The sequence below is a fragment of the Thioclava sp. DLFJ5-1 genome (assembly GCF_002020115.1).
Taxonomy (GTDB): Bacteria; Pseudomonadota; Alphaproteobacteria; order Rhodobacterales; family Rhodobacteraceae; genus Thioclava; species Thioclava sediminum.
In genome coordinates this window covers 285044-301310 of sequence record NZ_MPZU01000001.1, presented here as the reverse complement: position 1 = coordinate 301310, position 16267 = coordinate 285044, and the positions used below count along the sequence as shown (strand labels likewise).

The 16267-nt window shown below is 65.6% G+C and carries 16 protein-coding genes; 4 read left to right on the top strand and 12 right to left on the bottom strand.

Annotated features, from left to right (window positions below; genetic code table 11):
- Nucleotides 1–4: 4 nt before the first annotated feature.
- The 3 genes from lptD to lptF are packed head-to-tail and all read right to left on the bottom strand — an operon-like array spanning nucleotide 5 to nucleotide 4493.
- The gene (gene lptD / locus BMI86_RS01455; protein ID WP_078539449.1) at nucleotides 5–2233 is read right to left on the bottom strand and encodes an LPS assembly protein LptD; all 2229 of its coding nucleotides are present in this window, start codon (nucleotides 2231–2233) and stop codon (nucleotides 5–7) included.
- A complete protein-coding gene (lptG, locus tag BMI86_RS01450) occupies nucleotides 2233–3351 on the bottom strand; it encodes an LPS export ABC transporter permease LptG (protein ID WP_078539448.1) in 1119 nt (372 codons plus the stop codon). Before lptG ends, lptD begins: the two co-directional genes overlap by 1 nt.
- On the bottom strand, nucleotides 3348–4493 hold the full coding sequence (gene lptF / locus BMI86_RS01445; protein WP_078539447.1) for an LPS export ABC transporter permease LptF: 1146 nt from the start codon (nucleotides 4491–4493) through the stop codon (nucleotides 3348–3350). Before lptF ends, lptG begins: the two co-directional genes overlap by 4 nt.
- Before the next feature lie 180 nt (nucleotides 4494–4673).
- Here lptF and BMI86_RS01440 point away from each other — a divergent pair, with 180 nt between their 5' ends.
- Together BMI86_RS01440 and BMI86_RS01435 are read left to right on the top strand one after the other, a co-directional pair.
- A complete protein-coding gene (locus BMI86_RS01440) occupies nucleotides 4674–6143 on the top strand; it encodes a leucyl aminopeptidase (RefSeq protein ID WP_078539446.1) in 1470 nt (489 codons plus the stop codon).
- 1 nt (nucleotide 6144) lies between these two features.
- Entirely contained in the window at nucleotides 6145–6603 is a 459-nt protein-coding gene (locus tag BMI86_RS01435) for a DNA polymerase III subunit chi (RefSeq protein ID WP_078539445.1), read from the top strand.
- A 7-nt stretch (nucleotides 6604–6610) separates the two neighbouring features.
- Here the strand turns inward: BMI86_RS01435 and BMI86_RS01430 are convergent, their stop codons facing one another.
- Nucleotides 6611–7426 carry an MBL fold metallo-hydrolase gene (locus tag BMI86_RS01430; RefSeq protein ID WP_078539444.1) on the bottom strand — a complete coding sequence of 272 codons (816 nt, stop codon included), beginning with the start codon at nucleotides 7424–7426 and terminating at the stop codon, nucleotides 6611–6613.
- A gap of 124 nt (nucleotides 7427–7550) precedes the next feature.
- Between BMI86_RS01430 and tgt the strand changes: the two genes are divergently transcribed.
- Nucleotides 7551–8678 (top strand): tRNA guanosine(34) transglycosylase Tgt, encoded by a 1128-nt coding sequence (gene tgt, locus BMI86_RS01425; protein ID WP_078539443.1) that lies wholly within the window; start codon nucleotides 7551–7553, stop codon nucleotides 8676–8678.
- Nucleotides 8679–8685: 7 nt separating this feature from the next.
- Here the strand turns inward: tgt and BMI86_RS01420 are convergent, their stop codons facing one another.
- From BMI86_RS01420 to cobA, 7 genes are all read right to left on the bottom strand, one after another.
- Nucleotides 8686–9348, bottom strand: a complete 663-nt coding sequence (locus BMI86_RS01420) for a hemolysin III family protein (RefSeq protein WP_341853187.1) — start codon at nucleotides 9346–9348, stop codon at nucleotides 8686–8688.
- Between the two features lie 207 nt (nucleotides 9349–9555).
- Nucleotides 9556–10374 carry a ferredoxin--NADP reductase gene (locus BMI86_RS01415; RefSeq protein ID WP_078539442.1) on the bottom strand — a complete coding sequence of 273 codons (819 nt, stop codon included), beginning with the start codon at nucleotides 10372–10374 and terminating at the stop codon, nucleotides 9556–9558.
- 144 nt (nucleotides 10375–10518) lie between these two features.
- Nucleotides 10519–10890: a DUF934 domain-containing protein gene (locus BMI86_RS01410; protein ID WP_078519329.1), complete on the bottom strand. Its 372-nt coding sequence runs from the start codon at nucleotides 10888–10890 to the stop codon at nucleotides 10519–10521.
- Nucleotides 10887–11657 (bottom strand): phosphoadenylyl-sulfate reductase, encoded by a 771-nt coding sequence (locus BMI86_RS01405; protein WP_078539441.1) that lies wholly within the window; start codon nucleotides 11655–11657, stop codon nucleotides 10887–10889. The genes BMI86_RS01410 and BMI86_RS01405 overlap by 4 nt, the downstream gene beginning before the upstream one ends.
- Nucleotides 11644–13311 carry a nitrite/sulfite reductase gene (locus BMI86_RS01400; protein WP_078539440.1) on the bottom strand — a complete coding sequence of 556 codons (1668 nt, stop codon included), beginning with the start codon at nucleotides 13309–13311 and terminating at the stop codon, nucleotides 11644–11646. The genes BMI86_RS01405 and BMI86_RS01400 overlap by 14 nt, the downstream gene beginning before the upstream one ends.
- A gap of 3 nt (nucleotides 13312–13314) precedes the next feature.
- On the bottom strand, nucleotides 13315–13602 hold the full coding sequence (locus BMI86_RS01395; protein WP_078519327.1) for a DUF2849 domain-containing protein: 288 nt from the start codon (nucleotides 13600–13602) through the stop codon (nucleotides 13315–13317).
- Entirely contained in the window at nucleotides 13599–14351 is a 753-nt protein-coding gene (gene cobA, locus BMI86_RS01390) for a uroporphyrinogen-III C-methyltransferase (RefSeq protein WP_078539439.1), read from the bottom strand. Before cobA ends, BMI86_RS01395 begins: the two co-directional genes overlap by 4 nt.
- A 141-nt stretch (nucleotides 14352–14492) precedes the next feature.
- Between cobA and BMI86_RS01385 the strand changes: the two genes are divergently transcribed.
- Nucleotides 14493–14954, top strand: coding sequence for an Lrp/AsnC family transcriptional regulator (locus tag BMI86_RS01385; RefSeq protein WP_078519325.1), 462 nt, complete (start codon nucleotides 14493–14495; stop codon nucleotides 14952–14954).
- A gap of 3 nt (nucleotides 14955–14957) precedes the next feature.
- Here BMI86_RS01385 and BMI86_RS01380 read toward each other — a convergent pair whose 3' ends face one another.
- Complete coding sequence (locus BMI86_RS01380; protein ID WP_078539438.1) at nucleotides 14958–16148, bottom strand: cytochrome P450; 1191 nt, start codon at nucleotides 16146–16148, stop codon at nucleotides 14958–14960.
- Nucleotides 16149–16267 lie beyond the last annotated feature (119 nt).

Below are 16267 nucleotides of genomic sequence, written 5' to 3'. Positions count from 1 at the left end.
AGCCTCACCCTCCGCAGGTTCGCCGCGCGGGCGCACCGCCACTCGCGCCGAAGCCGACGAGTTGGACGGAAAGGCCGAAATCGGTCTCCGGGGCTACACTAGTGGATGACGTGAAGCGGCGCGAGAGGGAAAGATCAACCGCGATGCATTCGGTCTGGTAGCGCAGGCCGAGCTTGGCGCGCGCGGCGCGCTCGGCGGTGAAGTCGTAGCGTGTGCTCAGCGTTCCCGACCAGCCGTCGCCCCAGCGCCATCCCGTGTCGAGCATCAGTTCCGACATGTTGTCGTCGCGCCCTTCGGCGGGGTTTTTCTCGAGCCAGAGATATCCTGCCGAGACGTTGAAGTCGTCGCCGGCCCGCGACAGCCGCAACTCGTCGCGCGACACGGAGAAGTTATCGTCGAACAGCGCGCGGTTCGACAGCGTCAGCCCGTTCGCGGTGGCCAGATGGGTTGCGAGGAGCCAGTCGGATTTCGTCCCCGACAGCCCCGTGCCCTGCGAGAACTGGCTCAGATCGCGCTGGCGGAAGACGCGGCCCGCCGCGACGCCCAGCGACCAGCCGGAGCTGTCATAGCGCGTCCAGCCGAGCCCGACATTGGCGCGCAGCCCCGTCTCGCGCGCATCCTCGCCCGGATAGCGGGTCAGCGAGAACAGGTTGCCGCCGTCGAATTCGGGCAGCTGGCTGTCCTCGTTGGGGGCGTCCGCCAGATGATCGGGCGCCCAGACGATCTGCGCCACTGGCTCGATCACATAGGCGGCGCGGCCGCTCGTCTTCACCCAGGGCCAGCGGATTTCTGCGGCGACGGTGGGTTGGCCGCGCAGGATCGTGTCGCTGAAGGCGGGATCCTGGTTGGTCTCGATGATGTCGCCCGCGAATTGCGCCTCGAGCGAGCCCAGCATACCCGGCCCGAACAGCCAGTTGCGCCGCCAGTCGGCGGTGAGCGAGCCACGCACCATGTCGCGCCCGTCGGGGCGTCCGTCGCCATTGAGATCGAGCGTCGAATTCGAGGCGCGCCGCGTTGCCAAGGTGGAAAACCGCAGGCTGCCCTGTCCGCCGATCACGGCGGGGCGGAAGGTGCGGATCCATTCGCCGGTGCCGCTCAGCATCGGTTCGGTGGAGTTGTTCTCATCCGCGCGCAGGGAGTGAATATTGCCGACGCGGGTCCAGATCATCTCGTCGCGGCGCACCCGTTCGAGCTCGACACCCGACCAAAGCCGGTCGTCGTCGCCGAGCCCGTAATTGAGCAGGTAGCTGTCGTCGCTGACCAGCCGAAGCTGCGCGGTCAGGCGGAATTCGCGGGGCAGCTGCGCCTCGAGATCGCCGAAGAGATAGCCACGCGTGCCGCTGCGAATGTCGTCATTGCTCAGCGCGCCCGACCATTCCATCTTGCCCCAGTTGAAGGCCTGCCGGTAGCGCAGGTTCAGCGTCTCGGTGCGCGAGGTCGCGACATAGGGCGTCACCGTCAGGTCGCGGCTGGGCCCGAGCGCGATGAAATAGGGCACCAGAAGCCCCGGTCCGAGACCGCTCGTGGTGCGGAATTGCGGGGCGAGGAAGCCCGTCATCCGTCGCACGCCCGGCGCAGGCAGGCGCAGCCGCGGCAGATAGGCGATCGGCACGCCCGCCGCGCGGAACTGGGCATCCTCGAAGACGATCTGCCGCGTGGTCGCGTTATGCACGACGCGGCTCGCGCGGATTTCCCAAAGCGGCGTCGGATTGGTCCGGCAGACCTCGCAGGACGAGGCCACGACCTTGTTCATGATCGTGATCGCGCCGTCGCGCCGCTCGATCCGGGCGGCGGCGAGCTGCAATTCGCGCGCCATCACCATCCGGGCGCTGAGCAGGATGCCGTTTTGCAGATCCGAGGACAGCTCCGCCTGCGAGGCGAGGATCACCGCCTGCGACTGGCCGGGCTGCACCAGCCGGATCGGACCTTCGAGGTAGAGCTTGTCTTCCTTCTGGTCATAGACCACGCGCTTGGCCGAAAGCCGGTTCGACTTGTAGAAGACCTCGACATTGCCCTCTGCGACCAGCTCGTTCTGATTGCGGATCGAGACCCGGTCGGCCAGCAGCGTTGCCAGTTCGTCCGAAGAGGGGATCGCCGCGCCTTGCGTCGTTGTCGCGGCATCGGTCGCGGTGTTGTCTTGTGCGCGCACCGTCTGCGGAGCCGCCACGCCAAGCGCGACGATCAGCGCCAAGGCGCTCGCCCGTCCTGCCAAGGCGCCGATTTGCCGCCGCATCACCCATCCTCCCGGTGCAGTAGCCGCGCCAGCGGCAGCATCAACCCGATCACCGGCGGCGCCCAGGCCGCGAGCAGAACGGGAATCTGTCCGTTATCGCCCAGAACTTGCGCGATATTGCGCAGGAAGAACAAGCCCAGACCGGCGGCCAGCGCCAAAAGAACCTTCGCGCCGATGCCCCCAAAGCGCACATGATCCATCGTGAAGCTCGCCGCGATCAGCACCATCGCCGCCAGCAGCACCGGCAGCGCCAGCTCCATCTGGAACCACACGATATGGCGGCGCGCCGAGAAGCCCGCATCTTCCAGTGAGGCGATGAAGCCCGGCAGTTGCCAGATCGGCACCGCGGAGGGCTTGCCGAAACTGTCGCGGATGCTGGCGACCGTCAGGTCCGAGGGCAGCGAGAGGCTGTCTTGGGTCGTGGCGTCGCGCTCGGGATTGGTGGATTCGCCCAGCGGCCAGTCCTTCACGTCCTGCAACTGCCATGCGCCCGGCACCAGCGTCGCGGTCTTCGCGTCGATCCGGCGCACCGGGCCGCGATTAGGGTCGAAGATCAAGAAGGTCACGCCATGCAGGGTCGTGGCATCGCCATTGGCGCGCTCGGCATGGATCACCGCCTGCGCCAGCGACTTGCCGTCCGAGGCAAGGCCCGCGCTTTGCCGCATCCACACGCCTTCACGCCCGATCGAGACGGTCGAGCCACCATCGGACGTGTAGTGATCGACGAGCGTCTCGTAGCGTTTCGAAGTGGCCGAGACGAGCGGGTTGCCCACCAGAAGCGCCAGTAGACCAATCACCAGCGCCGCCGCGATCGGGGCTGCCAGCATCCGCAGCGCGGACCGGCCCGCCGCCCGGATAACCACCAGTTCCGAACTGCGCGCCAGTGCGACGAACAGCGCCACCGCCGACAGCATCACGATCAGCGGCAGGATGGTGTAAATCGTCTCGGGGATGTTGAGCGCAGAGAGCACCGAGAGCTGCAGCAGGCTCAGCCCCTGATCGGAGAAGCGGCGGATTTCCTCGACCACGTCGATCAGGAACAGGATGCCCCAGAAGCTCGCCGCGACGATCAGGAAGCTGCGGAGGAACCGTTTCGCAAGATAGAGGGCAAGCGTCACGCGGCAGCCTCCCGTTTGGGCCGGATACGGCGCGGACGCCCCGACCACCACAGCATGAACAGCACCATCACGATCCCGCCCAGCGTCGGCGCGATCAGGCTCGGCCAGAGCGAGGGGTCGCGCCCGGAACTCGTCTCGGCGGCGTTTTGCAGCACCTGCACCACGATCAGCCCGCCAATGGCGAGCGACATCTGCCGCCACATGCCGAAGCGCGAAAACGTGCCCATCATCAGCGCCGAGAAGCCGATCAGCGCCGCGATCGGCGCCAGCAGGGGCTGGGTGATCCGCCGGGCAAGCTCCAGCCGCAGCGCGTCGCGGGCGGCCTTGGCGCTATTCGCGCCCGGTGTCGCGTCCAGACCGGCCCCGGCCATCATCGCGGCGAGGCGCGGCGTCGTCATCTCGTCGATCTTCGGTGCCCGCGCTTTCCCGGCCTTCAGGAAAGAGCCGATATCATAGGTGAAATTGCTGAACCGCGTGACCGACAGGCGGTCCGAGGGTTTGCGCAGCGTCTGGGCCATGCCCGAGAACATGATCAGTTTCGGCCCCGTCTCGGTCTTCACGATCACGCCCTTGTCGGCGGTATAGACCGTGCTCGTCTGCGCCGAGCGGCTGTCGGAGACGAAGATATCCTGCAACTCCCCCAGATCGGAAATGCGCCGGATATAGATCGAGATGCCCGGCGCGGGATGCTGGAACGTGCCTTCGGTGAGGAATTTCGCGGTCAGGTTCTGCGCGACCTCCTGCTGACGCTCGGCGAGCCGGGCTTTCGCGGCGGGGACGAGGAAATTCACCAGAAGCGCCATCATCACCGAGGCGATCAGCCCGAAGACCAGCACCGGACGCGCCAGCCGCCAGTTCGAGGTGCCGGTGGCACGCATCACCACCAATTCGCTGTCCTGATCGAGCCGGTTGAACGCGTAGATCGTGGCGGCGAAGGCGGCGACCGGCAGCACGATGCGGATGACGTAAGGCAAGGTCAACGCGGTGAATTCCAGCACCACCGTTGCGGTCTGACCATCCGAAATCAGGCTGTCGAACATGATCACAGCCCGGTTGACCCAATAGACGGAGACCAGCACGAGCGCGAAAAACCCGAACAGCGCCATCAATTTGGACAAAACATATCTGTCCAGTTGCGTCACGACCCTCTCAATACCCCCGAATATTTCCCTTTCTCTAGCCTGTCGGGCGAAGTGAGGGAAGGGCACAGCGGGGGTGCTTTTCATTTTCCGGAGGCAGGGCTAGGCTCGCGCGCAATTTGATGCCAATCGCGACCGAGCGCCGCCGACGCGCGCGCCGGTCCCATCTGCGGAGAGCCCCATATGACCCAACCTGTTGCTATCGCCTTCAAGGAAACCGATCCGGAGGTCTTCGCCACCCAAAGCGGGCGGATCGCGCTGGTCGTGGGCGGTGACGGCAAGCTGGGTCAGGCCGGGCGCAAGCTGGACCGGGCGATGAAGGGCGCGATCAAGCGCGCGGTGGACTCGGAAGCCTTCGCGGGCTTGGGTGCGGGCGAGGCAATGGAGCTGAGCTGGCCCGCCGCGATCGCCGCCGAAGCGGTGCAGCTGGTGCGGCTCGACCGCAAGGCCAGCGCCGACGAGGCCCGCAAGGCAGGGGCTGCGATCGGGGCCAAACTGGGCGAGGCGGGCGCGCTCGTGGTGGCGCAGAACCATCCGCGCGCCGCCGATCTGTCGCTGGGCCTCGCGCTGCGCGCCTATCGCTTCGACTATCACACCGGCGAGGACAAGAAGGCCTATGGCCCGGTGACGATCATGGTCGACAAGCCCGAAGAGGTCGCCGCTGCCGCTGCCCCGCATGCCGCACTGGCCGAGGGCGTGTTCTTCACCCGCGATCTCGTCAACGAGCCCGCCAATATCCTCACCACCGACGATTTTGCAGCCCGCCTCGCCGCGATGCAGGAGCTGGGCCTCGATGTCGAAATCCTCGAAGAGGAGGACATGAAGAAGCTCGGCATGGGCGCGCTTCTGGGCGTCGGCATGGGCTCGGAGATGCCCTCCAAGCTGGTCGTGATGCAGTGGAAGGGCGGCGAGGAGGGCGAAGCACCCTTCGCGCTCGTCGGCAAGGGCGTCGTATTCGACGCGGGCGGCATCTCGCTCAAGCCCGGCGCGGGCATGGAAGAGATGACGATGGATATGGGCGGCGCAGGCGTCGTCTCGGGCGTGATGCGCACGCTGGCGCTGCGCAAGGCGAAGGCGAATGTCGTGGGCCTCGTCGGTCTGGTCGAGAACATGCCCGACGGGCGCGCGCAACGCCCCGGCGATATCGTGACCTCGATGAAGGGCGACACGATCGAAGTCATCAACACCGATGCGGAGGGCCGCCTCGTTCTGGCCGATGTGCTCTGGTATGCGCAGGACCGGTTCCAGCCCAAGGCGATGGTCAATCTCGCCACGCTGACCGGGGCCGTGATCGTTGCGCTCGGCCACGAGAATGCGGGTCTTTTCGCCAATGACGACAAGTTCGTAGCCGACATTCTTAAAGCGGCGAAGACCGAGGGCGAGGGCGCGTGGCACATGCCGCTGCAGCCCGCCTATGACAAGGCGCTGAAATCGCGGCTGGCCGATATGCGCAATGTCGGCAACCGCTGGGGCGGCGCGATCACCGCGGCTGCCTTCCTGAAGCGCTTCGTCAAGGACGAGGTGCCGTGGTGCCATATCGACATCGCGGGCGTCGCGCTGCCGCCGAACGAGACCACGCTGGCCCCGAAAGGCCCGACCGGCTGGGGCGTGCGCATGCTCGACCGTCTGATCCGCGACAAGTTCGAAGGCTGAGATGGGTCAGGTCAATTTCTACCATCTGACCCGCTCCAGCCTCGAGGAGGTGGTGCTGAACCTCGCCTCCCGGGCGGTGGAGCAGGGTTGGAAGGTGGAATTGCGCGGGACCGATTCCGCGCGGCTAGACTGGCTCGACCAGAGGCTCTGGCTGATGGGAAACGAGGCGAGCTTCCTGCCGCACGGGGTCGCAGGCGGGCCGCATGATGCGCTGCAGCCGATCCTGCTGGGCACCGCGCCCGCAGGCGACGGGCGCGAGGCGATGATGGCCGTGGACGGCGCCGAGGTCGCAGCGGAGGAGACCGACGCCCATAAACGCGTGTGGATCCTCTTCGACGGCAACGACCCGCAGGCGGTACAGCACGCCCGCGGGCAGTGGAAGACCCTGACCGGCGCGGGCGCGAAAGCGATCTACTGGTCGGAAGAGGGCGGCCGCTGGGAGAAGAAGGCGGAGAGTTGAGGGGAGCTTATTGCAGTCGCTCTGGCTCCAGCACCATCACGGTCGGTTCGCGCGGCAGGGTCCTGAGCGAAACGATCACCTCGCTCACGCCGGGTCGCTCCACCGCGAAGACGCCTTCCATCCCGTCGAGAAAGCTCTGCAGCGTCGGTTCGCCGAACCAATGGACCGGGATCACGATGCGCGAGCGCAGCCGGTTCAGGATGCGGATCATCGTCGGCTGATCGACCGTCATCGAGCCATCCACCGCCGCCATCACCACATCGAGCCGCCCCAGCGCCGCATATTGCGCGGGATCGGGCTCGTGGTGCAGATGCCCCAGATGGCCGATGCAGAGCCCCGCCACCTCGAAGACGAAGATCGAGTTGCCGTTCTCCTCGACTCCGCCAAAGCTGCGGATCGCGGTGGGCACATTGCGGATCAGCATCTCGCCGAGGTCCAGGTGGTGCTCTGCCGCGATGCCGAACTGATCTGACCAGCCTTTCAGGGCCACCGTGCCTTCGGGGATCATATCGGTCATGTGGCTAGAATGGGCGTGGTTCATCGTGACGTAATCGGGCGCAAACCGCGCCCCGCCGGTCCAGCCGTTGAAATCGGTCACGACTGACAGCCCGCCCTCGGTCTGCAACAGAACCATCGAATGGTCGATGTAATGCAACCGCACCGATTGCTCCGGCACCGGATCGGACCAGCTGGCCTTGTGCAGATACTCGATCCCCGGCGCGGCATCGGCGATCGCGATGCAATGGCTGATGCGCTGGTTTTGCGCAGCCGCGGCGAACGGCGCGAGCGTGGCGCAGAGGGTTAGAAGGATGGAACGAAACATGGCGAGCCTCCTTTTGCCCTAGCGTAAGGCCAAAATGCGATTCCGGTCCATGCCCTTGCGCCCCACGCGGCCTTCCCTTCGCGCCGCTTTGGGTCTATCAGCCGGGGCCGAAGGAGAGCCCCAGATGACCAAGTTCAGCTTCACCCTCAAGGCCACCGATGGCGCCGCGCGCACCGGGACGATCTCGACGCCCCGCGGCGAAATCCGCACGCCGGCCTTCATGCCCGTGGGCACCGCCGCGACCGTGAAGGCGATGATGCCCGAAAGCGTCGCCGCGACCGGCGCGGATATTCTGCTGGGCAATACTTACCACCTGATGCTGCGCCCCGGTGCGGAGCGGGTCGCGCGTCTGGGCGGGCTCCACAAATTCATGAACTGGGACAAGCCGATCCTGACCGACTCGGGCGGGTTTCAGGTGATGAGCCTCGCGTCTCTGCGCAAGCTGACCGAGGAAGGCGTGACCTTTGCCTCCCATGTCGATGGCTCGAAACATGTTCTTTCGCCCGAACGCTCGATGGAGATCCAGAAGCTGCTGGGCTCGGATATCGTGATGTGCTTCGACGAATGCCCGGCGCTGCCCGCGACCGAGGAAGAAGTGGCGAAGTCGATGCGCCTCTCGATGCGGTGGGCGCAGCGCTCCCGCGACGCCTTCGGCGACCGTCCCGGCCATGCGCTGTTCGGCATCCAGCAGGGCGGCGTGACGCGTGAGCTTCGCGAGGAAAGTGCCGAGAAACTCAAGGAAATCGGCTTCGAGGGCTATGCGGTCGGCGGCCTCGCCGTGGGCGAGGGGCAAGAGGCGATGTTCGGCGTGCTCGACTATGCGACGGGCATGCTGCCCGAAGACAAACCGCGCTACCTGATGGGCGTCGGCAAGCCCGACGATATCGTGGGCGCGGTCGAGCGCGGCATCGACATGATGGATTGCGTGCTGCCGTCGCGCTCGGGGCGCACGGGTCAAGCCTGGACCCGCCGCGGTCAGGTGAACATCAAGAACGCCCGCCACGCCGACGATCCGCGCCCCTTGGACGAGGCCTGCACCTGCCCGGCCTGCCAAAACTACTCGCGCGCCTATCTGCACCACGTCTTCCGCTCCGGCGAGATGATCTCGGGGATGCTGCTGACCTGGCACAACCTGCATTACTATCAGGAACTGATGGCAGGCCTGCGCGCGGCGATCGACGAGGGCGCGCTGGCGCGCTTCGTCTCGGAGTTCCACGAGACCCGCGCCATGGGCGATGTCGAGCCGCTCTGACGCCCGCTCAGTGCGAGATCACGATCACCGCGGCGTAATGCGTCGCGGCCGCGGCCAGCACATGGCCGTGCCAGATCGCGCGCGAGAAGGGAATGCGCTCGGTCTGGTAGAAGATCACGCCGACCGTATAGGTCAGCCCGCCCACGACCAGCAGGATCAGCGCGGGCAGGGGGAGGGCCACGATCAACGGCCACATCGCGATCATCCCGAGCCAGCCCATCGCCAGATAGAGCCAGAACCCCGTGCGCTCCGAGCGGTGGAAGAAGCCGAGCTTCATCACGATGCCGAAGGTCGCGAGCGCCCAGACCGTCGCGGTCAGCGCCCAGCCGGCGACGCCGCCGAGGCCGATCAGCGCCATCGGCGTGTAAGTGCCTGCAATTAGAAGATAAATCGCCGCGTGATCAAAACGCCGCAGCACCGCGCGCGTCGGTGCATGCAGGGTGAGGTTATAGGCGGCCGAGAGCGAGAAAGAGGCGATCAGCCCCACCGAATAGACCGCGAGCGGCCAAACCCGCCCGGCCGGTGCGGCTAGCGATGCCCAGACGATCAGTGCGCTGACGCCTGCCACGGCGAAAACGACGCCCAGCACGTGGACGACGCCATCGGCGACATGTTCGCGAAAGCTATGGCTCAATTGGTGGCGCGTCATCGTGGTGATCCCCTCAGTCATGCCTTTAAGATAGCAACGATGAGGCGATCTCCCAAGTCGCGGCGGAAAAAACGCTGGGTCACAAGGAGGCTCTGCCCCCGCGCGCTGCCGCGCCCCCCCCGGGATATTTGAAAAGAGCGAAAACAGGACAGACGCCCATCTTCGCTCTTGAGAAATATCCCGGGGGTGAGGGCGAAGCCCGAGGGGGCAGAGCCCCCTTGGCCCAGATCAGATACCGTCGCCGACGAAGGCTTTCTCGACCACATATTCGCGCGGCTCGGAATTCGCACCTTCGCGCAGCCCGAACCCTTCGAGCACCGCCATCACGTCCTTGTTGAAGGCGAGCGAGCCGCAGACCATCGCGCGGTCGGTCTCGGGGTTCATCGGCTCGAGGCCGAGATCCTTGAACACCTTGCCGTTCTCGAGATTGTCGGTGATCCGCCCCATGTGATGGAATTCCTCACGGGTCGTGGTCGGGTAGTATTTCAGCTTGCCGTCGACCATCTCGCCAATCAGCGGATCGTTGATCAGGTTCTCGACCAGCTGGCGGCCATATTCCAGTTCCTCGACCGTGCGGCAGGTATGCATCATGATGACCTCGTCGAACTTGTCGTAGGTCTCGGGGTCGCGCATCAGCGAGGCGAACGGCGCGATGCCGGTGCCGGTGGCGAGGAACCACACCCGCTTGCCGGGCAGCAGCGCGTCATGGACCAGCGTGCCCACGGGCTTCGGGCGCAAGATGATCTGGTCGCCCACATTGATATGCTGCAGCTTCGAGGTCAGCGGGCCGTCGGGCACCTTGATCGAGTAGAATTCCAGCTCCTCGTCCCAGTTGGGCGAGGCGATGGAATAGGCGCGCAGCAGCGGTTTGCCATTGTCGCCCATCAGCCCGATCATCACGAACTCGCCCGAGCGAAAACGCAGGGATTGCGGGCGGCTCACGCGGAAGGAAAACAGCCGGTCCGTCCAATGGGTCACTTCGGTCACGGTCTGCGCGTCGGGCAGGGTCTTCACCTTGGGGATCTCGGTCACGGCGCTCTCGTTCATTGTCACATCTCTCTCGGGCCGGGGCAGGCGCCTCGGTCTGGCAAATATACAGATCGGATACAGCTTGCGTCAGCGCTGGCCCTTGATCTGGCTCAATTGCCGGTTTCGTTATGGTCTATCGGATATCGCGGACGGGTGAAAGCCTCAGCCGGCCAGTCGCGCACGGTAGTCATGCGCGGCCCAATCGGCGCGGAACAGCCATTGCGCCTGCGGCTGGCGCTCGGCCAGTTCCGGCGGAATCTCGACCTCGTCGAAGCCCACGCGCCGCGCCATCGCATATTGATCCGCGATCAGCGGGCCCGCCGCGCGCAGCCGACCCGTGAAGCCGAGCGCACGGATGCGGCGCGCCAGCGAGAAGCCGCGCCCGTCCGAGAAAGTCGGGAACAGGACGCGGATCATCTCCGCGCCTTCGATCAGCGCAGGCAGGTAGCCCGCATCGGTCTCCGGCGCGATATCGAGGCTCGCCCCGGTGAAGTCGTCATTGTGGAAGCCGTCGTCGCGAACGATCACGCTCATGCCACATTCTCCTTGTTCTCAATCACTTGGCCTTCACTGTTCACACGGACGGCCTTGCCGCCGATGAAGTGGATGCCGCATTCGGTCTTGGCAGCGCCGCGCCAGCGGCCTGCGCGTTCGTCTTCGCCCGGTTTGACGGGCGAGGTGCAGGGCGCGCAGCCGATCGAGGGATAGCCTTGCGCCACGAGCGGGTGGCGCGGCAGGCGGTTCTCGACCATGTAATCCTGCACATCCTGCTTGTCCCAATGGGCGAGCGGGTTGATCTTCATTCGGCTGTCGGTCTCGATCTCGAAGAAATCGAGCGCCGCGCGCTGGCCGCCCTGAAAGCGTTTGCGCCCGGTGATCCACGCGTCATAGCCCGACAGCGCATTTTCCAGCGGCACCGTCTTGCGCAGGGTGCAGCAGGCATCGGTGCTGTACTGGTGCAACGTGCCGTCCGGGTCGTCGCGGGCAATCGCGGCCTCATCGGCCTGGATCACCTGCACATTGGTCAGGCCCAGCTTGGCCGCGACGTCGCGCTGATAGGCAAGCGTCTCGGGAAACAGCATCTGCGTGTCGATGAACAGCACCGGCGTGCCGGGCGCGATCACCGAAACCATATGCAGCAACACCACCGATTCCGCCCCGAAGGACGAAACGAGCGCGACATTGCCCACGTCGGGGTCCCGCAACGCCCGCTCCATCACCGCGGTTGCGGCGTGGTGACGGTAGCGTTCGTTCAGCCCGGCGACGCGGGGGGCGATATCCGTTCCATCACTGAGCGGCATGGCGTTGGGCCTCTGCATAGAGCGCTTCCTTGAACGGGGCCGGGCCGAGGCGGCGCAGCGCGTCGAGGAAGCTCTCGGTGGCGCTTTCACGCACCTCGAGATAGGCGCGCAGCAGACGCTCCAGGGCGGGAATCACCTCGGTATAGGCGAAGCCGGGGCCAGCACGTTCCCCAAGCGCCATCGTCTCGGTCGCGTCGCCGCCAAGCGTGATCTGGTAGTTCTCCACGCCCGCACGGTCGAGACCGAGAATGCCGATATGGCCCAGATGGTGGTGGCCGCAGGCATTGATGCAGCCCGAGATCTTGATCTTGAGCGCACCGATCTCCTGCTCCAGTCCGAGATCGCGGAAATGGGTCGAAATCTGCTGCGCCAGCGGGATCGAGCGGGCCGTGGCCAGCGCGCAGTAATCCATGCCGGGGCAGGCGATGATATCCGAAGTCAGACCGATATTCGCCGTGGCGAGGCCGCCCTTGCGCAGAGCCTCGAACAGCGCGGGCAGATCGGCCTTCGCGATATGCGGCAGGATCACGTTCTGCTCGTGGCTGATGCGCAACTCCGACTGACCGTAGCGCTCGGCAAGGTCTGCGAGCAGGCGCATCTGGTCGGACGTGGCATCGCCCGGAGGCGCGCCGTGATCCTTCAGACTGACCGTGACGACCCCGTAGTCGGGGTTGTGATGGGGCGAGACCGAGCGCGCGGCCCAGTCGCGCAGAAGCGCGTCGACATTGAGCGCGGTCTCGAAGCTCTCGCTCTCCCGGGCGGGCAGCGCGGGCGGGGCGAATTGTGCCTTGAGATCGGCGAGGATCGCTTGGTCCGCGCCCTTGAACGCCGCGCGCCGGGCCGGGAATTCAGCCTCGACCATCTCGGAAAACGTATCGATTCCAAGTTCGTGTACGGTGATCTTGATGCGCGCCTTGTACTTGTTGTCGCGCCGTCCCGCGAGGTTCCATGCGGCGACGATCGATTCCAGATAGGGCAGCAGATCGACCGCGGGCAGGAAGCTGCGGATTTCCTTCCCGATCATCGGGGTGCGGCCGAGACCGCCGCCGACGAAGACCTGGAACCCGATCTCGCCGTCGCGCTCGACCAGCTGCAGACCCACGTCATGGGCGCGGATCGCAGCCCGGTCGGCCTCGGCGCCATTGATCGCGATCTTGAACTTGCGCGGCAGGAACTGGAATTCCGGATGGTCGGTGGACCATTGACGGATCAGTTCCGCATAGGGGCGCGGATCGGCGATCTCATCGGCGGCGGCACCTGCGAAGGCATCCGTCGTCGTGTTGCGGATCGCGTTGCCCGAGGTCTGGATCGCGTGCATGCCCACATCGGCGAGCGCGTCAATCATATCCGGCACATCGATCAGCTTCGGCCAGTTGAACTGGATGTTCTGGCGCGTCGTGAAATGCCCGTAGCCGCGATCCCAGGCATCTGCGATCTTGGCGAGCTGGCGCATCTGCCGGGCTTCGATCGTGCCATAGGGGATCGCCACGCGCAGCATATACGCGTGCAGCTGCAGATAGAGCCCGTTCATCAGGCGCAGCGGCTTGAACTCGTCCTCGGTCAAGCTGCCGTCGAGGCGGCGCGCGACCTGATGGCGAAACTGCTCGGCGCGCGCGCGGACGGCGGCGCGGTCGAAATCGCTGGGTTGGAACATGGATCAGCTCCCGGGTAGCTCGATGGAGGGGCCGGAGGCGCGGAAGGCCTCACGGAAATGCGCGGGCTCGGGACCGTTCGGACCGAGCGTGGCAGGCGCGAGATAGGCGCCGACGACTTTCTCGGGCTGGGCATTGGCCAGATCGAGCCACATGTCCGCGATCACCGGATCGTCGAGGAAGGCTGCATCCTTGAGGCGCAGCACCCATTGGCCCGCGTCGTTCATGTAAACGACATGGCCTTCGCGCAGGTCATTGGCGCTGATCACGCCGGGGATGAATTTCTTGCTCATAGCACGGCCTCCTTGAGGGCGGTGCGGGCGTCGCGCGGGGCGAGCCCGAGAAGGATCACGGCGGGGCCTTTGGCCTCGGCGGTCACGGTGGGCAGGGTGGCGAGCGTCGCGGGGCGGATCACCTGATCGGCGCGCGAGGCGTTCTCGACCACACAGGCAGGGGTCGCGGGGGAGGCGCCATGCATCATCAGGCGTCCCTGCACGTAGCGCGCCGCACGCTTGCCCATATAGATCGCGGCGACAGCGCCGGGGCGGGCCAGCGCGGCCCAATCCTGTTCGGCCAGCCCGTCGGCGTCATGACCGGTGAGCAGGCGCAGCTCGCGATTGCGGCCACGTTCGGTTAGGCTCTGGCCGAGCGAGGCAGCGGCAGCGGAAGCCGCGGTGATGCCCGGCAGTACGCGATAGGCGATCCCGGCCGCGTCGAGCGCGTCCAGTTCTTCGCCCAGCCGACCGAACACGCCCGGATCGCCCGATTTCAGGCGCAGTACCCGCTGGCCTTCCTGCGCGAGGCGGACGATCAGGGACGAGATGTCGCTTTGCTTCATCGAGGGGCCGAAGCCGGTCTTGCCGGTCTCGATCAGCTGCGCCTGCGGACCCGCGAGCGCGAGCACCTCAGCGCTCACCAGCGTGTCGTGCAGGATCACGTCGGCGCACATCATCTCGCGCAGCACCGCCACGGTCAGCAGGTCCGGATCGCCCGGACCTGCGCCAGCAAGGGTCACCTGGGTCTGAGTTTCGAGAGTTTCCATGTCACGCTCCTCGTCTGCGTCTTGAGCGTGAATATAGGAAATTATTCCAGTTTTTGACCATATCCCCTTGCCAATAAGGACATTCGTTCCTTATGGATTTGGGGGGAGTGACAATCTCCTAACAAGCGGAGGGAAATCGGAATGGCGGTGCAGATCGACGAGCTGGATCGGAAAATCCTCGCGGAGCTTCAGGACGATGCGAGCCAGTCGCTCGACGAAATCGCGCGGAAAACAGGGTCTTCCAAGACCCCGGTGTGGAACCGGATTCGCAAATTGCGTGCGGCGGGGGTGATCGGGAAGCAGACCGCGATCCTCGATCCCGAGGCGCTTGGCTTCGATGCCTGCTTCTTCGTTCTGATCCGCACCTCCGAGCATGAGGCCGAGTGGCAAGACAAGTTCCTCGCCACCCTTCGCGCGCGCCCCGAAGTGATGGAGGCACACCGTCTGGCGGGAGATATCGACTACATCCTGAAAGTGCGGGTCGAGAATGCGCGCGCCTATGACCGCTTCTATCAGGCGCTGATCTCGGAAGTGAAAATCCACAACGTGACCGCACTTCTCTCGATGGAGGAGCTGAAATCCACCACCGCGCTGCCGTTGTGAGGCTTAGCGCTTGGTATAGGTGACCTGCAGCTTCTCCAGCCCGTGGAAGTGATAGAGATCCGCGTAATAGGGGCGGCGCGGCAGATCGAGCCCCTGTAGCCGCTCCATCAGCATCGGCAGGGCGAGTTTCAGCTCCAGACGCGCCAGCGGCGCGCCGATGCAGAAATGCGCCCCCGCGCCGAAGCCGAAATTGGTGCGCACGGGGCGCGACGGGTCGAAGACGCTCGCATCGTCCCAGGCCGACGGGTCGTGGTTTGCACCGGCGAGCAACAGCCCGATCCGCTCGCCCTTGCGCAGCACCTGTCCCTGAAACTCCATGTCCTCATAGAGCCAGCGCGTGAACAGATGCAGCGGCGGATCGAAGCGCAGCAGCTCCTCGATGGTGCCGTCGATCCGCGCGGGCTCCAGCCAATGGGGGGCGACGCTCTGCTCGATCAGCGTCTTTACGCTGTTGCCGATCTGATGGACGGTCGCCTCGTGCCCCGCATTCAACAGCAAGATCACGGTCGAGATCAGCTCGTCGCGGGTCAGATGGGTGCCTTCCTCCTCAACCGCGATCAGCTCCGAGATCAGATCTTCCCCGGGCGCTTTGCGGCGGGTCTCGATCAGATCGCCCAGATAGGCCGCGAAGTCCGCCGAAGCGCGCGCGGCGTCTTCCTCGAGGCTGATATCGCGGCGCGCCTGATACATCTGCACCATCGCATTCGACCACGCCAAGAGCTTGTCCGCGTCGCTTTCGGGCACGCCCAGAAGCCGTGCGATCACGATCACGGGCAGGGGTTTGGCGAAATGTTCCAGCAGGTCGCAGCCGTCCTCGGGCAGATCGTCGATCAGCCGGTGGCAGAGCGCGGCGATCTCGTCTTGCATCCCTGCGATCCGGCGCGGGGTGAAGGCCTTCGTCACCAGCTTGCGCAGCCGGGTATGCGTCGGGGCTTCCAGTTCCAGCATCGAATGACGCTCGATGGCGTAGAAGGGTTCGAGGTGCTTGGGGATGTCCACCGCCTGCTCGGGCGGGGCCTCGCGTCCCAGCCGCCGGTCGCGCAGCGCCATGCCGACAATCGCGGCCCGCGCGGTGACGCGAAACCCGTATTCGGGCCATTGCACCAACGGCCCGCCTTGTCGCACCCGGTCGTAGAACGGGTAGGGGTTCTGGACGAATTCTGGATCGAGCGGGGATTGGGAAAGGGTCTGCATCGGCGCTCCGGTTACTCGGGGCCAGATTGGGCAGAAGGCGCCGCCCGATGCAAGGCCAAGGTGACGCGCTGCCTTGCATTGCCGCGCAGTAGGCGCAAGGAAAGGGGGAGGAGAGTGCT

Excerpts from the sequence above, each read along its gene's own strand:
- lptD (WP_078539449.1), bottom strand. The coding sequence starts at position 2,233 with ATGCGGCGGCAAATCGGCGCCTTGGCAGGACGGGCGAGCGCCTTGGCG.
- BMI86_RS01440 (WP_078539446.1), top strand. The coding sequence starts at position 4,674 with ATGACCCAACCTGTTGCTATCGCCTTCAAGGAAACCGATCCGGAGGTC.
- BMI86_RS01435 (WP_078539445.1), top strand. The coding sequence starts at position 6,145 with ATGGGTCAGGTCAATTTCTACCATCTGACCCGCTCCAGCCTCGAGGAG.
- BMI86_RS01430 (WP_078539444.1), bottom strand. The coding sequence starts at position 7,426 with ATGTTTCGTTCCATCCTTCTAACCCTCTGCGCCACGCTCGCGCCGTTC.
- tgt (WP_078539443.1), top strand. The coding sequence starts at position 7,551 with ATGACCAAGTTCAGCTTCACCCTCAAGGCCACCGATGGCGCCGCGCGC.
- BMI86_RS01420 (WP_341853187.1), bottom strand. The coding sequence starts at position 9,348 with ATGACTGAGGGGATCACCACGATGACGCGCCACCAATTGAGCCATAGC.
- BMI86_RS01415 (WP_078539442.1), bottom strand. The coding sequence starts at position 10,374 with ATGAACGAGAGCGCCGTGACCGAGATCCCCAAGGTGAAGACCCTGCCC.
- BMI86_RS01410 (WP_078519329.1), bottom strand. The coding sequence starts at position 10,890 with ATGAGCGTGATCGTTCGCGACGACGGCTTCCACAATGACGACTTCACC.
- BMI86_RS01405 (WP_078539441.1), bottom strand. The coding sequence starts at position 11,657 with ATGCCGCTCAGTGATGGAACGGATATCGCCCCCCGCGTCGCCGGGCTG.
- BMI86_RS01400 (WP_078539440.1), bottom strand. The coding sequence starts at position 13,311 with ATGTTCCAACCCAGCGATTTCGACCGCGCCGCCGTCCGCGCGCGCGCC.
- BMI86_RS01395 (WP_078519327.1), bottom strand. The coding sequence starts at position 13,602 with ATGAGCAAGAAATTCATCCCCGGCGTGATCAGCGCCAATGACCTGCGC.
- cobA (WP_078539439.1), bottom strand. The coding sequence starts at position 14,351 with ATGGAAACTCTCGAAACTCAGACCCAGGTGACCCTTGCTGGCGCAGGT.
- BMI86_RS01385 (WP_078519325.1), top strand. The coding sequence starts at position 14,493 with ATGGCGGTGCAGATCGACGAGCTGGATCGGAAAATCCTCGCGGAGCTT.
- BMI86_RS01380 (WP_078539438.1), bottom strand. The coding sequence starts at position 16,148 with ATGCAGACCCTTTCCCAATCCCCGCTCGATCCAGAATTCGTCCAGAAC.